Source organism: Pseudoalteromonas sp. KG3 (genome assembly GCF_030436385.1).
GTDB lineage: Bacteria > Pseudomonadota > Gammaproteobacteria > Enterobacterales > Alteromonadaceae > Pseudoalteromonas > Pseudoalteromonas prydzensis.
This window is the reverse complement of the sequence record NZ_CP098524.1, coordinates 121,625-135,657: the sequence shown is the minus strand read 5'-3', so window position 1 is coordinate 135,657 and position 14,033 is coordinate 121,625. Positions and strand designations below refer to the sequence as shown.

At 38.1% G+C, this 14,033-nt stretch carries 13 protein-coding genes and 1 pseudogene; 9 read left to right on the top strand and 5 right to left on the bottom strand.

Features of this window, described 5'->3' with window-relative positions; translation table 11 throughout:
- Nucleotides 1-3 precede the first annotated feature (3 nt).
- Complete coding sequence (locus tag NDQ71_RS19095) at nt 4-930, top strand: LysR family transcriptional regulator (RefSeq protein WP_192542427.1); 927 nt, start codon at nt 4-6, stop codon at nt 928-930.
- Here NDQ71_RS19095 and NDQ71_RS19090 read toward each other — a convergent pair.
- Nucleotides 902-2,233 (bottom strand): DUF4105 domain-containing protein, encoded by a 1,332-nt coding sequence (locus NDQ71_RS19090; protein WP_225736696.1) that lies wholly within the window; start codon nt 2,231-2,233, stop codon nt 902-904. The genes NDQ71_RS19095 and NDQ71_RS19090 overlap by 29 nt on opposite strands.
- A complete protein-coding gene (locus tag NDQ71_RS19085; RefSeq protein WP_301562640.1) occupies nt 2,223-3,440 on the bottom strand; it encodes an IS4 family transposase in 1,218 nt (405 codons plus the stop codon). Before NDQ71_RS19085 ends, NDQ71_RS19090 begins: the two co-directional genes overlap by 11 nt.
- Nucleotides 3,441-4,230: 790 nt before the next feature.
- Here NDQ71_RS19085 and NDQ71_RS24455 point away from each other — a divergent pair.
- The gene (locus NDQ71_RS24455; RefSeq protein WP_283709072.1) at nt 4,231-4,623 is read left to right on the top strand and encodes a GreA/GreB family elongation factor; all 393 of its coding nucleotides are present in this window, start codon (nt 4,231-4,233) and stop codon (nt 4,621-4,623) included.
- Between the two features lie 305 nt (nt 4,624-4,928).
- On the opposite strand, the gene NDQ71_RS19080 is transcribed toward NDQ71_RS24455, so the two are convergent.
- Both NDQ71_RS19080 and NDQ71_RS19075 read right to left on the bottom strand, forming a co-directional pair.
- The gene (locus NDQ71_RS19080; protein WP_283709071.1) at nt 4,929-5,375 is read right to left on the bottom strand and encodes a hypothetical protein; all 447 of its coding nucleotides are present in this window, start codon (nt 5,373-5,375) and stop codon (nt 4,929-4,931) included.
- A 163-nt stretch (nt 5,376-5,538) separates the two neighbouring features.
- Nucleotides 5,539-6,756, bottom strand: a complete 1,218-nt coding sequence (locus NDQ71_RS19075) for an IS4 family transposase (protein WP_301563113.1) — start codon at nt 6,754-6,756, stop codon at nt 5,539-5,541.
- Nucleotides 6,757-6,858: 102 nt separating this feature from the next.
- Here NDQ71_RS19075 and NDQ71_RS19070 point away from each other — a divergent pair.
- Nucleotides 6,859-7,467, top strand: a pseudogene (locus tag NDQ71_RS19070) (excinuclease ABC subunit A); the annotation flags it as partial.
- 265 nt (nt 7,468-7,732) lie between these two features.
- Here the strand turns inward: NDQ71_RS19070 and NDQ71_RS19065 are convergent.
- Nucleotides 7,733-8,353: a haloalkane dehalogenase gene (locus tag NDQ71_RS19065; RefSeq protein WP_301562937.1), complete on the bottom strand. Its 621-nt coding sequence runs from the start codon at nt 8,351-8,353 to the stop codon at nt 7,733-7,735.
- Nucleotides 8,354-8,698: 345 nt separating this feature from the next.
- Here NDQ71_RS19065 and NDQ71_RS19060 point away from each other — a divergent pair, with 345 nt between their 5' ends.
- The 6 genes from NDQ71_RS19060 (at nt 8,699) to NDQ71_RS19035 (ending at nt 14,002) form a co-directional block, all read left to right on the top strand.
- Nucleotides 8,699-9,058 (top strand): MarR family transcriptional regulator, encoded by a 360-nt coding sequence (locus tag NDQ71_RS19060; protein ID WP_225736432.1) that lies wholly within the window; start codon nt 8,699-8,701, stop codon nt 9,056-9,058.
- A gap of 274 nt (nt 9,059-9,332) precedes the next feature.
- Nucleotides 9,333-10,400, top strand: a complete 1,068-nt coding sequence (locus NDQ71_RS19055) for a hypothetical protein (RefSeq protein ID WP_192540244.1) — start codon at nt 9,333-9,335, stop codon at nt 10,398-10,400.
- A gap of 54 nt (nt 10,401-10,454) precedes the next feature.
- Entirely contained in the window at nt 10,455-11,291 is an 837-nt protein-coding gene (locus tag NDQ71_RS19050) for a TonB-dependent receptor (protein ID WP_138765091.1), read from the top strand.
- A 67-nt stretch (nt 11,292-11,358) separates the two neighbouring features.
- The gene (locus tag NDQ71_RS19045) at nt 11,359-12,144 is read left to right on the top strand and encodes an ETEC_3214 domain-containing protein (RefSeq protein ID WP_013463048.1); all 786 of its coding nucleotides are present in this window, start codon (nt 11,359-11,361) and stop codon (nt 12,142-12,144) included.
- A gap of 132 nt (nt 12,145-12,276) precedes the next feature.
- Complete coding sequence (locus tag NDQ71_RS19040) at nt 12,277-13,452, top strand: transglycosylase SLT domain-containing protein (protein ID WP_225736433.1); 1,176 nt, start codon at nt 12,277-12,279, stop codon at nt 13,450-13,452.
- Nucleotides 13,442-14,002 (top strand): LPP20 family lipoprotein, encoded by a 561-nt coding sequence (locus NDQ71_RS19035; protein WP_013463046.1) that lies wholly within the window; start codon nt 13,442-13,444, stop codon nt 14,000-14,002. The genes NDQ71_RS19040 and NDQ71_RS19035 overlap by 11 nt, the downstream gene beginning before the upstream one ends.
- Nucleotides 14,003-14,033 lie beyond the last annotated feature (31 nt).

The window sequence follows — 14,033 nt, the reverse complement described above, 5'->3', positions numbered from 1 at the left end:
GCTATGAATGGAAAGTTGCTCAAGGCACTCAATGTATTTGCTCGTACAGTCGAAACCGGCAACATGAGCCATGCTGCACAAGAGTTACTCATGACGACATCAGCTGTCAGTCAACAGATCAAACAACTTGAGCATGAACTTGGCTTGAGTTTATTTAATCGCAGCCCGCGCGTTTTAACCTTAACGGAAGCAGGTCAGCTGTATTATCAAAGTTGTATTCAGATGTTGGCCTTAAGCGCTGCAACTTCTGAACAAATGCAGCAGTTACAAAACAACCCAAGTGGACAATTAAAATTAGTTGCACCGGTAGGCTTTGGTGGTGGGCTTTTGAGTGCCCCATTACAACAATTGATCAACCAGTACGCAGATATTGATATTCAGCTCACCTTATCTGACGAGCCGGTTGATATGATAAAAGCAGGAGCTGATTTAGCACTTGCCATTGGCCCTTTGCAAGACTCAAACTTAATAGCAAGGCACTTAGTTGACTGGCCTTTAGTGTTATGTGTACACCACAGCCACCTGTTAGCCAATGAGATCAGTAACGATATTGAGCAATTAACGAAAATGCCACGCATTGCCCACATCAGCGCTGAATATGCGCTAACACATACAACAACTAAACAAAGCGTAAAATTACCTGAGCCACGGATCACTGTTAACAATATGCAAAGCATCATTCAGCTGGTATGTGATGGTGTTGGTTATGCTATTTTACCCGAGCCTGAAGTGCGCGGTTTATTACATTCAGGTGAGTTAAAACTGTTGTGCACTGATTGGCAGTTACCACATTACAGCGTATTTGCAGTTACACCTGCGCGGGATATTTTAGCTGCGAAAACAAAAGCCGCAATTTCCTTACTCAAAGAAAATTTTGCGGCTTTATCACGACCAAAAACAGTTAAAAATAATAATAAAGCGCTAATTTAGCACCATGATCAGCTTGCTGCCAACGGCTATAATTAAACTCAGTACGCAGTGCTAAATCTTTTTCTAAGGACCAATGCCAGCTCAGCTTTGCTTGACTTCGCTGGGCTTGTTGATTATTCGCCAGCCACTGATATTGGCCACTGGCAGCAAATTTATGGGCTGGATTCAATTGCCAAATAACCCCTCCTTCAACCCCTGCGGCGGGGGAAATTCCAGTACTAAAATCACCGCCATTTAAACCAATTGTGCCCAGTAGATAAGCATGCAACGAGTTGGGATCGCCAATTGACTTCCCATATCCACCTTCAACAAAGCTGCGCCCTACTTGCTTAGTATTACCAGCTGTACGGTCAAAACCTAGCCGAATGTTCCATGACCAAGTGTTAAACACTTGGTTATCTGGTGCAAGTGACATTGCATCAATTAAGTAAAGGTGCTCAAGCTGTAAATGCTCATCTGTATAACTGGCGTTGATATCTAAAAAACTAATTTGTGCGCCGGGTATAAACCCAGCAGAGCTGTCGAGCAAGTCATGGTAGGCTAATCGATAAGCCAGCTCTGTAGTTTGCCCATAGTTTTTAGAGTCAGATCTTGCCAAAGCAACACGAGCAGAGCCATGGCCTTGCTCTGGTGATACTGTAGGCTTTGGTGGTTTGGTTAGCGGCGAGGCAATTTTATACTGACTGCGTTTTCTTAGCAGTTTAGTTAAGCGCGGCGCAATATCATCTCGGTTTAAACCTTGATCATAAAAATTAAAATTAAGCCACTCATAAGCTACTTCATAAATTGCGACGCTACGCTGGGCAGTAAACTGGCTGTTATCAAACTCTGCACCTGCCATTAACTGCTTTGCTGCCGCCAGCTCTTGTGGAGTAAGCTGTTTTGCGTAATGATGCAGTTTAGTACCAAATGCAGGGCGATAATCTGGTGCTTGGAGCAAACCTTGTTCATTTAGTACCGCCACCGTATCTGAAGGGATCGCGTGAAAGTTAAATGAGCTGGTTAAATCCAGATCATCGCGAGCCAATTGTAATAACGCCAGCAACTGATAAGAGCAATTTTCATCGGCAAAATAATAATCAAACGTTGCCGACTGCATTTCCCATAAATGCCATAAAATACGTTCAACCTCAGATTCAGAAAAACTCAGCGGGTATTCCCAAATATCTCGTGATTCAATATCACTGTATTCACGCACCTTGCGATAGTACGGCATCAGGCTAAAGTTACTAGGGTATTTACCGATCAGTCCTTTTAATGCATACAGGCTAAGGGATCCCCAGAAATAATCATTAAGTTTCAATTACATCACTCACATCCATATTTTTCCAATCGAGTTGCACTACCACCTGTACGAAATAGGCTAGTCCTGCCAAATAATCTCGCCGTCGCAGTTTAATGGACTGTTTTTTGAAGTATCGCAGCCCAACAAATGCCCATGACACTACTCGTCTTTTTTTGGTTGAATTAGCTTGAAAAGCGCCTGTCTTTCCTGCTTTGTCTATCACTGCACCCAGCATCATTGAGAACCAATGAGCCAGTGTGGCAAGCAGCAACAGTATGTCTAATCGATAGAGTTTGTTTGTCCTGTGCAGATCTGAGCCTAAGCCGAACCTAACACTTTTTTGATCTCGAAATCCTGCTTCTATCTGCATTCTCATACCATATAATTTGAGTACTTTTTCGAGAAAGTGGTGCCTCTTTGGAAGAGAAGAAACGAGTAGCCAAGGCTCCTTATAACCACGTTTTTTATCTCTTTTTAATAACTTATGTCCCTTGCCAACCAGCACTGCATGAGTTTGATATTTTGCACTTTTGGTCAACTCGGTCGCGCCAAGATACTGGCTCTTACGTTGATTGCTCTTGAATAGTGACTGGCATGGAACAAACTCATCGCTGCCCTGCGTTTTCAAATGTGCCGTACCTCGAACACGGCTAATATAATGCCAGCCATTGTTTCGCACGGCTTTGAGCCAAGGAACTTTAAAGCCCGCATCCGTCACAATTACGGGCCGGCAGTCACCCGGCAAAATCAGTTTGAGCATCTTTAAGAACCGTTTTTGAACTTTTGGGCAATGATACTGAAAACTGAATGCACTTTCCTGATACAGGGTCAAAGAACGACCTTCACTGGCAATGCTGGCACGCAGAATACAGTATTTGGTTTGTGTATCTGCATGACTCCAATCAACCAAAATGACGGGATGCTTTTCAGTGACCACAAAACGGCTTAAGCGAACATAAACCGATGTCGACTCACGCAAAAGCTCGTGGTTATTGAGTAGTCGATCAATACGTTTAATATCATGTTTTTCAGTTGTTTTTGAATCCAAATTGCGACCAATAGATGTCAAGGTGCATTGCTGACAGTGCAAAAGAGATTTAACGGCAGCGACTAGAGTATTAAATCTGGCTTTATGAATAGAGTTAGGGGTGACAGCGCGGAGCATATTGTGCAAAATAGTAGACGCATTCATGGTGTTTAGTTCTGTTGTTTTTAAGCGATTCATAAGATCACAAAACACCATGAATGTTCCCTCACTACCCATATTTTTTAACACTATTAGTTCATTGATATATAAAGGCTAATTTTGGGGATACTTTAGGGTGACAGCGCGGAGCATATTGTGCAAAATAGTAGACGCATTCATGGTGTTTAGTTCTGTTGTTTTTAAGCGATTCATAAGATCACAAAACACCATGAATGTTCCCTCACTACCCATATTTTTTAACACTATTAGTTCATTGATATATAAAGGCTAATTTTGGGGATACTTTAGGCGGAGCATATTGTGCAAAATAGTAGACGCATTCATGGTGTTTAGTTCTGTTGTTTTTAAGCGATTCATAAGATCACAAAACACCATGAATGTTCCCTCACTACCCATATTTTTTAACACTATTAGTTCATTGATATATAAAGGCTAATTTTGGGGATACTTTAGAGAAAAATGTTCGAATAATGTATTGGCTGACATAATTGGGCTGCTTAATCTGAAAAGTAGTATAAGATCATAAATTTATGTCAAGGTAAAGTTCATGATCTTGCCCTTGAATTAACGCACACTAGTAAATTTAAATTAATATCTTTATTTTTAAATTATAAAACACCATTGATATAATATTTTTATTAGGTATGATTACTTTAAATAAGAGGAACATCATGTTTATATTAATATCTCATACACAAAAAACAAATCTCACCTTCGACATTTAAGCCGAGTGTAACTCTTACACTCGGCAGTCTCACTGTATTATTTTAAATTTAAGTTCGGTTCAGTTTTCGTGGAGATTTAGTCCGTGTTTGCTTTTCTGTTCGGGTACAAAACCCCTGCTTTTTATAAGTATAAAAACTATTTAAGCCAAAGTTCAGCATTTTTACATCCGCTGAAACTCGCGCATGTGTTGCAAAAAATAGAGTATTCACAACGACCTTGGTCAAAGTTTAGCCCACATGTACAAATTGGCTGTACCGTAGTCATCCAGCATACTGATACGGGTTATAAACGCCGTATAAGATTAGTTCCAGCTACAGAAAAGGGGCTATGTAATAATGTTGTGTCATTACACTCTTCTATAGGTACTGATCTTTTAGGACATAAAATAGGTCACATTTTTGAGTGTAAAGAATATGGATGTTTTCACTCTTGGCAAATATTAGCAATTAATAGTAAGGAGAATTATATAGAGTAAATCATTTCAATTTTTATTTATTAATTTTTATATATTTAATTGGAGTTATTTATAATGAGTAAAGAAAAAGCTAAAAAACCAGCAAAAATGACGTTAAAAGAAAAGCGAAAAATACGTAAAGAGAAAACAAAGACAACCGAAAAGTAAAGAGTTGTCACTTTACATATAACGTTTCATGGAAACCTTAATAAAGTCCAAAGCTCGGCATTATAAAAATGTCGGGCTTTTATCGTTTAAACATATTAATAAAAAAGGCCTCAATAGAGACCTTTGTTATAGATGAAGTTTAAATAAATCTGAATTAGCTACTGTATTGTTGGCACGGTAATAATTGATACAGAGCCTAGCGGATCTACGTTATAGTCTTCACTCGGTTCGCCTTCGTCAGCGGTGATGATTAATTTACCATCGGGACTGAAAGTTACCATATCTGGCAGTGCTCCGACCGCAGATATCATTTCAAGCTCATAACTACTCGTGTTAAACATAGCAACAACGCCAGTATCAGTTTTCACGCCTGACTCGATCGCAGCGGCAAGTTTTCCGTTTGATACTGCGACAGAATTAACACCTGCACCGTAATAGCTAATATCAATTGCGCCAAGTGTTGCAATGTTATTTGGGTTAGCAAAATCAATCACTTCAATACGAGGAGCGTTAAGCAAGCTGCCGTTATTTACTACGAATAAACGTTTTGTTTGTGCATCATAAGCCGTGATCTCTGCGGCGCCTTCACCACCTTCAATTAACAAGCGTGATGCAAAATCAAACTTGCCTTCGTTGTTTTCACTATAGACCTAAGAGATCCCCAAAAATAATCTTTAATTTTCAATCGCATCACTCACATCCATATTTTTCCAATCGAGTTTCACTACCACTTGCACGAAATAGCTAAGGGATCCCCAAAAATAATTATTAAATTTCAATTACATCACTCACATCCATATTTTTCCAATCGAGTTGCACTACCACCTGTACGAAATAGGCTAGTCCTGCCAAATAATCTCGCCGTCGCAGTTTAATGGACTGTTTTTTGAAGTATCGCAGCCCAACAAATGCCCATGACACTACTCGTCTTTCTTTGGTTGAATTAGCTTGAAAAGCGCCTGTCTTTCCTGCTTTGTCTATCACTGCCCCCAGCATCATTGAGAACCAATGAACCAGAGTTGCGAGCAGTAAAAGTATGTCTAATCGATTGAGTTTGTTCGTTCTGTGCAGATCTGAGCCTAAGCCGAATCTAACACTTTTTTGATCTCGAAACCCTGCCTCTATCTGCATTCTCATACCATATAGCTTGAGCACTTTTTCGAGAAAATGGTGCCTTTTTGGAAGTGAAGAAACGAGTAGCCAAGGCTCTTTATAACCGCGTTCTTTATCTCTTTTTAATAACTTATGTCCCTTGCCAACCAACACTGCATGCGTTTGATATTTTGCACTTTTGGTCAGCTCGGTCGCGCCAAGATACCGGCTCTTACGTTGATTGTTCTTGAATAGTGACTGGCATGGAATAAACTCATCGCTGTCCTGCGTTTTCAAGTGTGCCGTACCTCGAACCCGGCTGATATAATGCCAGCTATTGTTCCGCACGGCTTTGAGCCAGGGAACTTTAAAGCCCGCATCCGTCACAATGACGGGGCGGCAATCACTCGGCAAGATCAGTTTGAGCATCTTTAAGAACCGTTTTTGTACTTTTGGGCAATGATATTGAAAGCTGAATGCACTTTCCTGGTATAAGGTCAAAGAGCGACCTTCACTGACAATGCTAGCACGCAGAATACAGTATTTGGTTTGTGTATCTGCATGACTCCAATCAACCAATATGACGGGATGCTTTTCAGTGACCACAAAACGGCTTAAGCGAACATAAACCGATGTCGATTCACGCAAAAGCTCGTGGTTATTGAGTAGTCGATCAATACGCTTAATATCATGTTTTTCAGTTGTTTTTGAATCCAAATTGCGACCAATAGATGTCAAGGTGCATTGCTGACAGTGCAAAAGAGATTTAACGGCAGCGACTAGAGTATTAAATCTGGCTTTATGAATAGAGTTAGGGGTGACAGCGCGGAGCATATTGTGCAAAATAGTAGACGCATTCATGGTGTTTAGTTCTGTTGTTTTTAAGCGATTCATAAGATCACAAAACACCATGAATGTTCCCTCACTACCCATATTTTTTAACACTATTAGTTCATTGATATATAAAGGCTAATTTTGGGGATACTTTAGGTTAAAAAGGGTCGATGCGAAAATTGCGAAGGCGTAGGCTTTGTAAGCGTGGAGCTGTTATTTTTGCCTAGCGTGTATTCGCCTTGTCCTGTATGTAACGCCAAGCGTTACAACCAAAAAACACTCGACATTACCTATAAAGATAAAACTATTGCCGATGTGCTTAATTTAAACGTTGAATCAGCGCATACATTTTTTTCCGACGAACCCGCTATTTTACGTGCGCTAAATGCGCTCTTACAAGTAGGCCTTGGCTATTTACGTTTAGGCCAACCTGCTACTGAGCTTTCGGGCGGAGAGGCCCAGCGCATAAAGCTTGCCACAGAGCTGCAACGTGCGCAGCGCGGCGATACGCTGTATATTTTAGATGAACCAACCACCGGCCTACACCCAAAAGATGTAGCCATGTTGATGGCGCAGTTAAATGGCTTAGTTGATGCCGGCAACACCGTTATTATGGTTGAGCACGATATGCAAGTAGCCAGTAACAGCGATTGGGTTATTGATATTGGCCCAGGAGCCGGCGACGAAGGCGGGTATATAGTTGCACAAGGTAAACCTGAAAAAGTGGCAAATGTAAAAGCGAGTAAAACAGCACCATTTTTACTGAAATAGTTAAAGAATAACGCTTTTAATTTTATAAAAGCGTTACCTATAGAGTAGTTAACGCTTAAAATAACTTCTTGGGATGAATTCAATATCTGCAATTCAGATTAATTTATACACGCCGTTTTTATTTTGATAACCAATTAGAAATAGCCTCGCCTATTTCATTCGGCGAATCTTCTTGAAGATAGTGGATACCGCTCACGGTTACCTCAGCTAGGTTTGGCCATGTGCGCACAAAGTCTCTTGCGTAACCAACTAAAAAAGCATCTGGTTATGCATTAATAAATAGCTTTGGAATATCATGAGAGTTGGCTAAATAACTCGCATAGCTTTTTACTAAAGCGACAGTATCGGCAGCCTCTCCGGCAATGGGAAGTTGGCGAGGCCCTGCTAAAATTGCACGGCGATCCTCCCCTAGATTTATAAAGGGTCTACGATATTCGTCGTGTTCTTTTTGCGTTAATTGACGCGAAATAGTCGCTGGTAATATTGTTTCAATAAAAAAGTTATCATCAAGCACCATTTTTTCACCCTCAGCAGAGCGCAAGGTGCTAATTGGGCCATGTAAGTCCTTAAGAAAGTCATCCCATGTTGGAAAATCGGTAACAATTGCTTCCATTAAGGCAATCGCTTTTACTGCATCACGATGTGTATTAGCCCAGTTAAAACCAACACCAGAGCCCCAATCGTGCAGTACTAAAGTAACATTACTGTTCACGCCCAACGCTTCTAAAAGTGCAAATGTGTATTTGCTGCTTTCATGGGTGTTATCTAACTTTTTCGAATCTCCTAATCCAATCATATCGATAGCAATTAAACGCCCTTTTCCTTGTAAATATGGCATAACATTTCGCCAAAGGTAGCTAGATGTAGGATTACCATGTAAAAACACAATAGGATCGCCTTCGCCTTCATCTATTTAGGCCATTTTTTTATCTAATATAGTTTTAAACTTTTTTGTATAACGTAATGTTTCTGAATCATTTTTTATTTAATTGATATACATGACTGAATCACACAATAAACGAGCGTACTTAACTTGTCACTATATTTATGTGATCGAATCACATACAATTGAATTAATGAAAAATGAAAAATACATATCAAATTTAATCGGCACGTTTGCCACCTTTGTTTCTAATGACATTGAAAAAGCAGATTGCCGAATTAGGCGGGCGAAGCTTAAGCCACGAATCGGCACTCGTCACTATTTACAACCACCCAAATGAAACCATAGATGTACTGTGCTCAGGTTTTAGGCTTAACGCACTCTGGTGCGGTTAGATTAATAAATACGCTTGAAAAAGAAGAGCTTGTAGAGAGGCGTAAATCGGTAAAGGATGCTCGCTCTGTTGTTTTATACGTAACTGATAAAGGAAGTCAAAGGGTTAAAAGAGTACTAAACAGCCGAGAAACAGCCACCTCTAAAATACTAAATAGCTTTAATGATGAACAAAAACAAAGCTTTTTAAGTTTGATAGAACTAGCGCTTAGCAGCCTAACAAGCGAGCAGATAGAAGCCCGTAAAATATGCAAACTATGTAACGAAGGTGTATGTAGAAAGCGTGGTTGCCCAGTAGAAAATGCTATTAAATAAAGTACACCCCACTTAAAAATTTATCCAATAAGTTAAAGAATGATAACAGCCACTTTAGTCGTTTTTCTTACATGAAATTAGGTAAAGATGGATTCGATTATAGTTATAAAATTCATGCATCTTTTTAAATTGTAAAGGTATTCCCCCCTTGTACCTTTTTTAAAATAAGAAAAAAGAACCGTTTTAATGAGAGTTTTCAGCTATAAGGTTGACCCATCTAGTTGCAAGTGTTAAAAAGTAAAAATGAACACTAACTTAATAAAGGAATAATTGTATGATAAAGGGAATAAAAATCGCTTTAGTATCAAGTGTAATGCTCTCTGGCTGTGTAGTTACTGAAACTATTAATGGAGGTATTGCTAGTTTAAATAACTCTTTCACAACTGCTGAATTACCTATTACATACACAAAAGCGGCTAAAGAAAGTGGCACTGAGAAAATGAAGCGTCTTGCAGTTATTTCAAATAACAGAAACGCAGCTACAGGTATAATTGAAACAAACCTTGCAAATATTCGTGTGAATGGCCAACCTTACTTTACCTTTGTTGATAAAGCTTCTCTTAGTAAAATTATAGAACAACAACGGTTTAATGAAAGTGATATCAGTAACTCAAAAAACAGAACCCGCCTAGGTAAACTTACAGGCGCAGATACACTTATCACTGCTGACTACACTGCTGATGTAGATACCTCTACTTACTACGAAAAAGACAGTGAATGTATACAAAAAGGTGATAAATGGTACAAGTGTGAGAAGTCTAGAGAAATAACCATTAAGTGTTCAGAAAAAATTGCGAAAGTAAATTTTAAACCTAAGGCTGTATCTGTAGAAACAGGGCAAATTGTTTTTACTAAACAATATTCACGCCTATCAAGTAGTAAAGTATGTAAAGGTGACGACCCTCATCCATCTGACTCTGTATTACGAGGCAGAGCACTTGCCGCTGTAATAGAAGAATTAAAACAAGATGTTGCACCACACCAAGTGACTAAAAATGTAAAGTTGATGGAATCTGATGATTCAGATTTAACTGATAAAGCAGAAGAGTTATTAGACCTCGCTGTTGAATTTGCAGAAAAAGACATGCCTGACCACGCCTGCAAAACCTTTGCAAAAGCTCAAAGCCAGTATTCAGAATCACTGGCTATAAACTACAACAATGGTGTGTGCGCAGAAAGAGCGAATGATTTAGAATTAGCAAAAGCATATTATGAAAAAGCGAGCAACTTAACATTAGACGTTGACGAACTTAAGTTTGTTATTGAAGGCCAAACACGGCTTGTCGAGCGTGAATCGGATAACGCAAAGCTAACTCTAGCAACAACTTCAAACCGTTTGTAATTTAAGTTAAGGCCTACCAATTTTGTGTTAGGCCTTATTGCTGTTGGTAAAACTATGACTACTAGAACATCCTCACTACTATTAGCGGCAATAGCGCTAAGTCCTTTCCTTACTAATGCAGCATCACATTGTAGTTGCAGCTCATACTATGCAAAGAATGCCCAGCCTAAGTGGGTAGGAATAGATATTGTTGATGATGAAAAATTAGCTAGCTCAGGCTCTTCACAATGCTCTGGTTTAAAAACAATTGATGAACGTCGGTCAGCTAAAAATGCGCGTGAAGAGCTCGCAAAATTACTAAGTACTGATATTTCAGTGAAAGAAATAATTAAAAACACCTCATCAAGCACAGTAAGCCATTCTGATTACAAATCGGTGATTGAGTCTCAAACCAATCAGCTATTAAAAAGCGCAAAAGTATATGATCGTTATGTAGACCCTATTAACTGTACTGTATATGCAGCTATTTCAATTAGTAAAGCCGATCTTGAAGAAGGCCAACAAGAAAAAATAAAACAACAACAAGCAATGCTAGGCGCAAAAAATAGTTGCTTAAAAGTAACGGGCGAAAATAGCTCTCAACTTACAGAGTTACTCACTGAGCAACTTTTACAGCATGGATATAAATTAACAAACTCGGCTTGCGAAGTGACCTATTTAGTTAAAAACTCGATAATAAAAGCACAAAGTAAACTTGTAATTACACAGTTAAAACTTCAAATAGATACACAAAGCAAAAAGTCTATTTGGCAACAACGTTTTGAAGGAAAAGGTTTGAGCTACTCTAAACGCTCAAAAACCGAGTTAATTCATTTAGCCAATCAAGACAGCACAACTAATTTAATAAATAGCATTGTAAAGTTAAAAAATACTGCTATCGATTCTTATTAGCGATTATATTAAGCCATGTTTTAAACAGTTATATTTAACACTGATAAACTATATTTTAAGGATGAAAATGTCTGTAGGAAATAACTTAGAGCCTGAGGCTAACACTGAAGAAAATAAATCTTTGTTAGCTAAATTGAAAGGTTACTTTATTTTACTTATGGTTACTTTAATGGGTCTTGGAAATTGGGCCGATAGTAAAGCACTCATAATTGAAGGGTACAACGGATTCATTACTCACTTTACGAACCAAATCGAAGAAAAAAAGATTACTGCGCTAGATATTGGCAACTACTTACCTTACGCTGAAAAAAAAATAGGTATTCCGCAAGTAATTAAAACATCATCTTTGAATACTGATTACGAATATAGGTATTACAAAAATACGAAATATTTACTCACACTTATTAATAAAAATACTCGTATAGTCGGCATCGCCGTACATAGCTTAAAATACGATAAAGCTATGGTACCGGAATTTACACCCTTAATACCTTTTAATAAAAAAATGCTCAGAGTTAATAGTCTAAGCGATGTTATAAAATCAAGTAACGAATTTTATTTTGATTCTCATAATATTAAATATTATATGCAGTCAAAACAGTTAAATGCTCAAGGTATGTTTTTGAACCTTAGCGTTGGCTTTAGTAACTACGCACCATTACTTGATGAAACGCAAAAAGCTTTATTTAAACTTGATGAGTTAATGCTTACTCAAGATGACGAAAAAGCCTTAGCTAAAACAACCGAGATACTTGCTAACACTGCGGCTACATTTTATGCAGTATCTGAGCTATCTAGTGAATACATCTCTGATTCATTACTGACCAAGTATGAATTTAACGCTTATTTTTAAGGATAAAAAATGCGTCACACTTTATTATTTTTTGCTTTATTTAGTGCTTACAGCGGGGCTACCACGCCGACGTTCGAAGAATTTAAAAAACAGCAACTTGCAAAACAAACCACTTTTAAAAACGATCATCAGTTGGAATATCAAGCATTCAGACAAGCATATCTCGAGGAATACGATAAATTTAGAGATAGATTATTGCAAAACTGGTCAAGACCTGTACAAAGCTCATTATTAGAACGTGTTGAATATAGTGCGGATAAAAAAACACGTATTATTATTGATGAACAAAATTCGACCGTGACTGTACAAACACTTGAAGACTCAAATGAAACAGGACTAAAAGCGACTTCTCAAGAAGAAGCATTAACAACAAATCAATTGTTAAATAATGTTAAATTATCGCCGGTTTTAACTGATATTTTTAAAGACCTTAGCTTACTCGATAAAGCAGTAAAAACAGCAAAAGTTGATATAAAAGCACAGCCAGACAAACATGAAAGCGAAGTCGCATTAATTAATGAAATTACTTCTCAACACGAGCAATCATTGAGTAGTTTAGATAAAAACGAGCAATTACCTAAAGCACAAATTGATATCCAAAAAGAGCAGCTTACCAAAGAAAAAGAACAACGTATTAGTAATTTAAATAATGCGCTAAAAAAAACAAAAGAGCAAAACCTTACCTACAAACGCATTAAGTCGCATACTTTCGCTCTACCCGATACTTATTTACAAAAAAAAGTAGCGCCTTTTGTTACTTATTATAGCCAGTTTTCTAAAGACCAATTATCTTTACTATTAGCTATTTCACATGCTGAGTCGTCATTTGATCCTAATGCAAAATCGCATATTCCAGCATTTGGATTAATGCAAATAGTGCCAAACTCAGCAGGCTTAGATGTTGCTCGCAAACAATTTAAAAAGGATATAGCTCCTACAGCTAAAGAATTATTCGACCCAAAAACTAATATAACTTACGGTGCTGGGTACTTAGACATTTTAACGACTCGATATTTGCGCAAAATTAATAATCCCATAAGCCGAAGATATTGTGCCATTGCAGCTTATAATACTGGCGCTGGTAACGTAGCTAAAGCATTTAACTTAAATAGAAGTACGAATATAAATAAAGCGGTAGCCTTAATAAACCAATTAGATAGCGAAGGTGTATACGCACAACTTATAAATAATTTACCGTACGACGAAACAAAAAAGTACTTACAAAAGGTAAGTAAATTAGATATTCAATATCAAAAAAACTTAGAACAATGGAACCTTAACAATAAGGAAGTAAATCATGCGAAATAAACTTTTAATATTGGCAGTTGCTGGAGTTATTACAGCATGTGGTACAACACCACAAAAGTCTCAACCTCTTGCTGAAAACGATTCTGTTCCAAGCTGGGTTTTACAACCTACAGCACCCGAGGGCGGTTTGGCTTCATCTAGCTGTGTAGTATGGACGGGAAATATGGCTGCAAGTAGAGCACAAGCTATTGCCAATGCACGTGCCGATCTAGCAACTCAAATTAGTGCTAAAGCGCAAGTAATGGATACACTAATAAACAAACAAACCCAACAGCAAGACTCAACGACGACTAATTCATCATTTACGCAAATAAGTAAACAGGTAGCTGAGCAAAGCTTAGTAGGGGCTATTGCTAAAGAAATTGGTTTTGCTCGCTTAGATGGAAAGAAACAGTTATGTGCGCTTGTAACTATGGAAAATACTAAGCCTTTATTTGATAAATTAATCGAAACGTCAGGAAAGAATTTAAGCCCTAATGATGAAGATATGCTTTATCGTGAATTCAAATTAAAAACAACAACTGATGAGCTTAAAGCGCTAGATAAATAAGCGTTTCATAACAGCCCTAATATAAGTTAGG

Bases quoted from the DNA above. Each gene is read 5' to 3' on its own strand.
- NDQ71_RS19085 (WP_301562640.1), bottom strand. From the start codon at position 3,440: ATGAATCGCTTAAAAACAACAGAACTAAACACCATGAATGCGTCTACT.
- NDQ71_RS19055 (WP_192540244.1), top strand. From the start codon at position 9,333: ATGATAAAGGGAATAAAAATCGCTTTAGTATCAAGTGTAATGCTCTCT.
- NDQ71_RS19075 (WP_301563113.1), bottom strand. From the start codon at position 6,756: ATGAATCGCTTAAAAACAACAGAACTAAACACCATGAATGCGTCTACT.
- NDQ71_RS19060 (WP_225736432.1), top strand. From the start codon at position 8,699: ATGTACTGTGCTCAGGTTTTAGGCTTAACGCACTCTGGTGCGGTTAGA.
- NDQ71_RS19050 (WP_138765091.1), top strand. From the start codon at position 10,455: ATGACTACTAGAACATCCTCACTACTATTAGCGGCAATAGCGCTAAGT.
- NDQ71_RS19045 (WP_013463048.1), top strand. From the start codon at position 11,359: ATGTCTGTAGGAAATAACTTAGAGCCTGAGGCTAACACTGAAGAAAAT.
- NDQ71_RS19095 (WP_192542427.1), top strand. From the start codon at position 4: ATGAATGGAAAGTTGCTCAAGGCACTCAATGTATTTGCTCGTACAGTC.
- NDQ71_RS19035 (WP_013463046.1), top strand. From the start codon at position 13,442: ATGCGAAATAAACTTTTAATATTGGCAGTTGCTGGAGTTATTACAGCA.